7 protein-coding genes, 1 tRNA gene and 1 pseudogene are annotated in these 6,297 nt (G+C 48.9%); 3 read left to right on the top strand and 6 right to left on the bottom strand.

Annotation, left to right across the window (positions count from 1 at the left end):
- From QCH34_RS04810 to QCH34_RS04800, 3 genes are all read right to left on the bottom strand, one after another.
- The coding region (locus QCH34_RS04810) for a HypC/HybG/HupF family hydrogenase formation chaperone (RefSeq protein ID WP_300330962.1) at positions 1–99 on the bottom strand (99 nt) is incomplete at its 3' end.
- A gap of 99 nt (positions 100–198) precedes the next feature.
- Positions 199–281 (bottom strand) — tRNA-Ser (locus tag QCH34_RS04805).
- Between the two features lie 33 nt (positions 282–314).
- A complete protein-coding gene (locus tag QCH34_RS04800) occupies positions 315–1,415 on the bottom strand; it encodes a hypothetical protein (protein ID WP_300330959.1) in 1,101 nt (366 codons plus the stop codon).
- A 29-nt stretch (positions 1,416–1,444) separates the two neighbouring features.
- Between QCH34_RS04800 and QCH34_RS04795 the strand changes: the two genes are divergently transcribed.
- The gene (locus tag QCH34_RS04795; RefSeq protein ID WP_300330954.1) at positions 1,445–2,431 is read left to right on the top strand and encodes an archaeosine biosynthesis radical SAM protein RaSEA; all 987 of its coding nucleotides are present in this window, start codon (positions 1,445–1,447) and stop codon (positions 2,429–2,431) included.
- 7 nt (positions 2,432–2,438) lie between these two features.
- Here QCH34_RS04795 and QCH34_RS04790 read toward each other — a convergent pair whose 3' ends face one another.
- From QCH34_RS04790 to QCH34_RS04780, 3 genes are all read right to left on the bottom strand, one after another.
- On the bottom strand, positions 2,439–3,674 hold the full coding sequence (locus tag QCH34_RS04790) for a TIGR00300 family protein (protein ID WP_300330951.1): 1,236 nt from the start codon (positions 3,672–3,674) through the stop codon (positions 2,439–2,441).
- Positions 3,675–3,741: 67 nt separating this feature from the next.
- Positions 3,742–4,344: an NTP transferase domain-containing protein gene (locus tag QCH34_RS04785; protein ID WP_300330948.1), complete on the bottom strand. Its 603-nt coding sequence runs from the start codon at positions 4,342–4,344 to the stop codon at positions 3,742–3,744.
- On the bottom strand, positions 4,332–5,324 hold the full coding sequence (locus QCH34_RS04780; protein WP_300330945.1) for an aminotransferase class I/II-fold pyridoxal phosphate-dependent enzyme: 993 nt from the start codon (positions 5,322–5,324) through the stop codon (positions 4,332–4,334). The genes QCH34_RS04785 and QCH34_RS04780 overlap by 13 nt, the downstream gene beginning before the upstream one ends.
- Positions 5,325–5,598: 274 nt before the next feature.
- Here QCH34_RS04780 and QCH34_RS04775 point away from each other — a divergent pair, with 274 nt between their 5' ends.
- Both QCH34_RS04775 and QCH34_RS04770 read left to right on the top strand, forming a co-directional pair.
- Positions 5,599–5,778, top strand: coding sequence for a ribbon-helix-helix domain-containing protein (locus QCH34_RS04775; RefSeq protein WP_300330943.1), 180 nt, complete (start codon positions 5,599–5,601; stop codon positions 5,776–5,778).
- Positions 5,779–5,793: 15 nt separating this feature from the next.
- Positions 5,794–6,297 (top strand): annotated as a pseudogene (locus tag QCH34_RS04770) (cell division protein FtsZ); the annotation flags it as partial.

Genomic DNA, 6,297 nt, shown 5'->3' with positions numbered 1-6,297 from the left:
GAGATCAAGCCTGACTTCATGCTGAAGATCGCCGAAGTCGACAAGTCCGATGTTTCCATCCCTGATCTCAATTACTTCTGCAGGCACTGCAATACACATGAACCATTCCTCAAGATCCTCTTGTCTTCTCAAAGTGATAAAGAGAACGAATGTGGCTGATGGATGAATGAGTCAGATAAGAGAAAAGAGTCATAAAAACGCCGGGGGAGAGATTTGAACTCCCGAGGTGCAACACCAGTGGCTTTCAAGGCCACCGCCTTTCCGGACTAGACTACCCCGGCCCGTACACATATATGCTCTTTAGAAATAAGAGATTATGGTTTCTTCACCAGACAAATGACGAGAATTGCCAGTGCAACCAGGGGCATAAGGATAAACGCCGGAGACTCTTCAGCAGGCGTATGCCCCGGATCCACAAGATCTCCGAACTTATCTGAAGCCATCGTGCTTGTGGTTAAAGAGACGATGTTCTGGCCATAGAGATGGACTGTGCCGGTTCCCGCTCCATCGGGGTATGCCCTGATGTGAATCATGCCGCCATTCCCTTCAAGGGTAAATGTCTCTGCCCTGTCTGCCCCATACTCATTGATGATATGGTGATTCCCTGATTCATCGATATACTCGATCACCCAGTCAATTCCAAGCGAAGTGCTGATTGTTGCCGTCCCGGATCTCGTCTGCATCACAAAATATGCCGGATTTTCACGTGAGGCAGTCGCGCTTGCAGAGATGATCGAAGGCTCCGGGGTTCGTGTAGGGATGACCGGGGTGGATACTATCTCCTGGATCACCTGAATCTGTACCATTCCAATCAATCCTCTCCTATCGGCAATACGAGCGGAATAAACCCCCGCTCTGTCTATTGATATCTCCTGATAGAACCTGCCGCTCTGATCGCTCGATACCCATTGGGGGCCGAAATAGTTGCCTGATGGACCATATACTGTCAGTTCAACCCCATCAGCGCCAAGGCCGTCGACCAAGCCACTGACAGAGAGCCAGCCATCATAGTCCTGGCGAACCGGAGATATCATCGTCAGGAGAAGGCTCCGGTCAGTTAAGTGGTAGATAACCCAGTTTCTTGGCTGTGAAACCTCGTAGTATTTTGGTGCCTGAATCTGAAACCGGTAATCACCCTCTTTCAGCCCGGTTGTATCAAATTCCGTTGAGAATACCCCTCCATCCTGGATCACCATACTCCTGCTGGAATAGTAACTGTCCGGACCGGTGACAGAGAGTGTCATTGTAACGCCCGGAGGTATGTTCTGGGAGATCCCACTAAGGGTAATGATATCTCCGACATTCCCGTTAATACTGCCTGAGTCTCGTGGCGGCCCGATAAACTGGAAGTTATATGCCCCCACTGCTGAGATACAGAGAAGGAGGAGAATGGCAGCAAGTGCGATCTTTTTCATGATCGAGATATCATATTTATATGGTTTTAATGGTATCCCGAACAGTTGAGAAGCCCCTTGCCTCATGGATGGGGGAAGACCTGATAGATGGCGAGATTAAAAAAACACTCACCATTATTCTGAAATCCGGCGGTTGCCGCTGGAACAGGTGCAGGATGTGCGGATACCGGTTTGAACGGTACCATTCATTAGAAACGAGCGAATTAAAAGAGCGGATGATTGCCCAGATCCGGTGGATCGAAGAGAATTATCGCTCCGATGACTACGAGGTGATCAAGATCTTCACCTCAGGGAGTTTCTTTGACCCTGACGAAGTTCCGCTGGAAGCGAGAGAGGAACTTGGGAGGCTCATCAGGGGAAAAATTGCGATTGCCGAATCCCGTGCCGAATATATTTCCCAGACGGCAATTGCTTCATTCCTCGACCAGATTGATTGCGGCGATCATACGATGCCCCTCTATGTTGCAATCGGGCTTGAGACAACAGACGATCGAATCAGAGAGAAATGCATTGACAAGGGAATGGCATTTGCCGACTTTATCCGGGCAGCCAAAGAGGCAGAAGAAGCCGGTGTCGGTGTCAAGTCATATCTGATGATGAAACCACTCTTCATGACTGAAAAAGAAGCGATAGCAGATATGAAGACCTCTATCCGTGAGGCGGCACCGTATTCGGATTTGATGTCAATGAATCTCTGCACAGTTCAGAAGCGAACTGATGTTGAGTACTATTGGAAACGCGGAGCATACCGGCCTCCATACCTCTGGAGTGCCCTTGATGTCCTCCTCTCAACCGATGAAAAGGTCAGTTGTGATCCTGTTGGGGGCGGGTTTGCCCGTGGACCACATAACTGCGGTGAATGTGATCGGGAGATAAAAAATGCGATTAATCTTTATTCGCTGAGCTTTGATCGCAGCCTTCTCCAGGCCGTATATGATACAGGCTGTGATTGTAAAGAAGAGTGGGAGTATATCCTTGGCAATGAGATGCCCTGGTGCATGCCCCTTACCCGGTAATTTTTTTTTATTTTGACGTCTCTTTCTGGTGCTGGAGTGCAGCAAGGAGAGCCGGAATGAATGTCCCTGCATCCGAGACAACACCTATCGCCTGACTGGTTCCACGATCCATCAGTTTTGTAACAGACGCCGGGTTGATATCCACACAGATCGTCTTAACATAGGAAGGCAGGCAGTTGCCAACAGCAATCGAGTGGAGAAGTGTTCCGATCATGAGAACCATCCCGCAATCACCAAGATTGGCCCTGATTGCATCCTGTGCCACCACAACATCGGTTATTACATCAGGAAGAGGACCGTCATCCCGGATCGAGCCTGCGAGCAGATAGGGTATACCTGCTTTCACGCACTCATACATAATCCCCTGAGTGATCACCCCGGATTCAACGGCAGCTGCTATTGATCCGGCACGCATCACCTCGCTGATTGCGATAATATGGTGCTTATGACCGCCGGTTACGAGATCACCTGTTTTGAGATTCATTCCAAGGGAAGTTCCAAACAAATTGCTCTCAATATCATGAGTGGCAAGGGCATTGCCGCTGAAGAGGATATCGATGTATCCTTTCCGGATCAGGGTTGCAAGTGCTTCTCCTGCGCCGGTATGAACAATTGCCGGTCCGCCGACGAGAGCAACCTTCTGCCCTTTTGCCTTTACTTTCAGCAGCTCCTCTGCGATCTTTCTGACGATGGTCTCGCTTGGCCGTTCAGAGGAGACCTGCCCGTGCATGAACTCAAACATGCCGGTTTCCCGGGGCCGTTCAGGATAGATAACCCTGACACCCGCTTCACCCAGGACGACATAGTCACCTTTTCGCAGCTTTGAGAGAGGGATACAGAAAGCACGCGAATTGTTTGGATCTACTTTGATTATGCAATCCATCTCAATGTTCTCAACCAGAATCCAATCATCATTATACCTTATTGATGTCGGATGATTGGTTGTTGAATAAAAGCCGGATGGAATAACCCGGTCAGCCTCCGCAGGAAGAAGCCTGACATTATCAGCATCAATGAGGCGTATACCATACCGATGAAGCTCGCTTGTTATTAAGTCGAGTTTCTCCTCAGTTTCGGCAAAGACACGGAGCCGGGCAAAGCTTGGATCAACTTTCTTCTTTCCGACATCAAACGTGATGATCTCAAAGTCTCCCCCCATATCCATGATACGGTCAAAAACCCGTGTCATAATGCCCGAATCAATGATATGACCCTCGACCTCGATCTCCCGCGAATGGTTCATATATACTAGTCAGCAGTTTTCGTTATATGCATTCTGACGAATCGTTCCTTGTAAAAGGGATCATTTCTCATCGTTTCATGAGTGACTGAAAGTGCTTTTCAAGAAGTTCAAGCTCAAACCGGGTATTTACATTGAATACAAGCCCCGGATCATGGAGAAGGAGCCGGAGTTCCTCCTGCTCCGCATGAATACATGAACCATCAAGGATATTGATTCCCGCCGGGCTTGCCGGGACACCATTAATCTCCATCTGGTAGCGGGGCGTGGTTTCAAAACAGCTGCAGAGAGTGAGAGGGATCCAGGTTGAGCAGGCCTGCATCCCTGAAATCGCATACTCCTCCCATATGTAAGAGATAATATCCGGCCGGATACAGGGGATGTCCGAGACAGCTACAAAAAAAGGACCGTTCTCTTCAAGAATTGAGACTGCCTGAGCGAGATCTTCGATATAACCCGTGCCATCAGTAGAGACAAACAGGATATCATGTGCCCGGCACCAGTTTTTTGTGTAGGGCGTTTTTATGGATGTTACGATAATCGGAGTTACACCTGCTGCTAAAAATGCATCAATAACAAAACGAATCATCGGACGGCCTGCTATTCTGACAAGGGGTTTTTCCCCCATGTCAAGGCGCGATCCAACTCCTCCTGCCATGATTAAGGCGCGCATGCAGATAATGCCTCAATGAGAATCTGATTCTCCTCATGCCCTCGTATTGCAACCCTGATCGATTCCGGGAGACCAAATGATGTGCAGTCCCTCACCAGAACCCCTTCACGAAGAAGACGCCGGACCAGATCTGATGCGGACACTCCCACATCAACGAGGATATAGTTTGCAGATGACTGATGTGGAGTGTAACCGATGGCGCAGAGTGATTGGTTGAGATAATCACGCTCAATTGCTATCATTCTTCGTGATTCTGCCAGATTCGGGAGATGTCGGATAGCCTCGGTTGCGTATATCTCAGCAAATCTGTTCACAGTCCATGGAGGACGGGTGCTTTCGATCGCTTCGATCAGATCCGGATCACCAAAGCCAAAACCAAACCTGATGCCCGGTACAGAAAATGCCTTTGTAAGTGATCGGAGGATGAAGAGTTCAGAATCCCTCTCATCCACCATGCTCTGATCGGGATCCGAGAGATCAATGAACGCCTCATCCAGAAAGAGGACGGAGCCCTCATCCCGGCACTCCTTCAGCCTTTGTTTGATCGCATCTTTTGAAAGGAGCATGCCGGTTGGATTGTTTGGATTACAGATATACCGCAGATCAACTCTGTCTTCAGGATTATGGGTAATTGTACCACCGGCGAGACGAACAGACTGGGCGTACTCCCCAAATGTCGATCTCTCAATAAATGCCCGCGACCCTGCGGGTGCCATCACCTGCGCAAAGATCCTGATCAGCTCGACCGATCCATTGCCAACGGTGATCTCTTCGATTTTTCGTGAAAATACAGATCCAATCGCCTCCTTCAGATCAAGATAGGTGTCATCGGGATAATCGCCCAGATCACATGCTCCTGGCTCCCATGCAACAGCAGGAGGGAATGGGTTCATGCTTGCACTGAAGTCCAGCAGATCTTTTTTCAGCCCTTCTCTGCGAAGATTCCTGATAATACCACCATGTATCTGCCTTTTTGGCATGTGTTTGATCCTCATAGGGCAGGCCACCAGGAAAGGATCTGATGAAAACAATTCTCAAAGAAAGCGGGTTGAATCATACTCAAATTAATTTGCATTGTTCTGATTAAAAGGGTTCTGAAAAGGCTGTTCAGGGGCGCTTCCGTAGTTTTTCGTAAACTATATATACATTAACGATACATCTACATTTATCTGATTAGTAAGATCAGACGATTGTGCGCTTAATGTCTGACAATTAGCTTATTAATGTATGACAATTGTCTGACTGGAGTGAGAAATGGACAGGATCACCATCCGATTACCCAGGCAACAGGTCGAAATGCTGGAGAAACTGGTAGCGGCCGGAGAATTCCCAACCGTATCTGAAGCGGTTCGATATGCAGTACGGGAACTCCTATCCAAGCACGGAGATCGGGTAATGCGCGAAAGCGATCAGGTCACGTCTTTAAAAATTTAAATGAGGGGTTGTAGTATGCAGACAATTATAAATGAAGCTCTAAAACACGCAGAGATTGAGAAAGACCGCGTTAAATCATCGATCATCGATGATGATGAGATGCTTGGCAATCCACGCATTGTCATCATCGGGTGTGGCGGCGCAGGAAACAACACAGTAAACCGGCTTCACCATATGCAGGTGAATGGTGCTGAGACGATCGCAATCAACACCGATAAACAGCACCTTGATATGGTTCAGTCCGATAAAAGAGTCCTGATCGGCAAATCCCTGACCAAAGGCCTTGGAGCCGGCGGATTCCCGGATGTTGGCAGACGCGCAGCCGAGATGGCCAGGCCGACCCTTGAGAGCCTCCTTGAATCAGCAGATCTCGTATTCGTCACTGCAGGAATGGGTGGAGGGACCGGAACCGGATCGGCCCCTGTTGTGGCTCAGATCGCAAAAGAGCAGGGTGCAATCGTCGTCGCCATGGTGAGTTACCCCTTCCAGGTTGAGAAGGCACGCATGCTCAAAGCAGAA

It is taken from the genome of Methanocalculus sp. (assembly GCF_029762515.1).
In the GTDB taxonomy this organism is placed as follows: Archaea; Halobacteriota; Methanomicrobia; order Methanomicrobiales; family Methanocorpusculaceae; genus Methanocalculus.
Note: the sequence above shows the minus strand (reverse complement) of the source record. Positions and strands in the feature narration are given on the sequence as shown.

Excerpts from the sequence above, each read along its gene's own strand:
- QCH34_RS04800 (WP_300330959.1), bottom strand. The coding sequence starts at position 1,415 with ATGAAAAAGATCGCACTTGCTGCCATTCTCCTCCTTCTCTGTATCTCA.
- QCH34_RS04795 (WP_300330954.1), top strand. The coding sequence starts at position 1,445 with ATGGTATCCCGAACAGTTGAGAAGCCCCTTGCCTCATGGATGGGGGAA.
- QCH34_RS04790 (WP_300330951.1), bottom strand. The coding sequence starts at position 3,674 with ATGAACCATTCGCGGGAGATCGAGGTCGAGGGTCATATCATTGATTCG.
- QCH34_RS04785 (WP_300330948.1), bottom strand. The coding sequence starts at position 4,344 with ATGCGCGCCTTAATCATGGCAGGAGGAGTTGGATCGCGCCTTGACATG.
- QCH34_RS04780 (WP_300330945.1), bottom strand. The coding sequence starts at position 5,324 with ATGCCAAAAAGGCAGATACATGGTGGTATTATCAGGAATCTTCGCAGA.
- QCH34_RS04775 (WP_300330943.1), top strand. The coding sequence starts at position 5,599 with ATGGACAGGATCACCATCCGATTACCCAGGCAACAGGTCGAAATGCTG.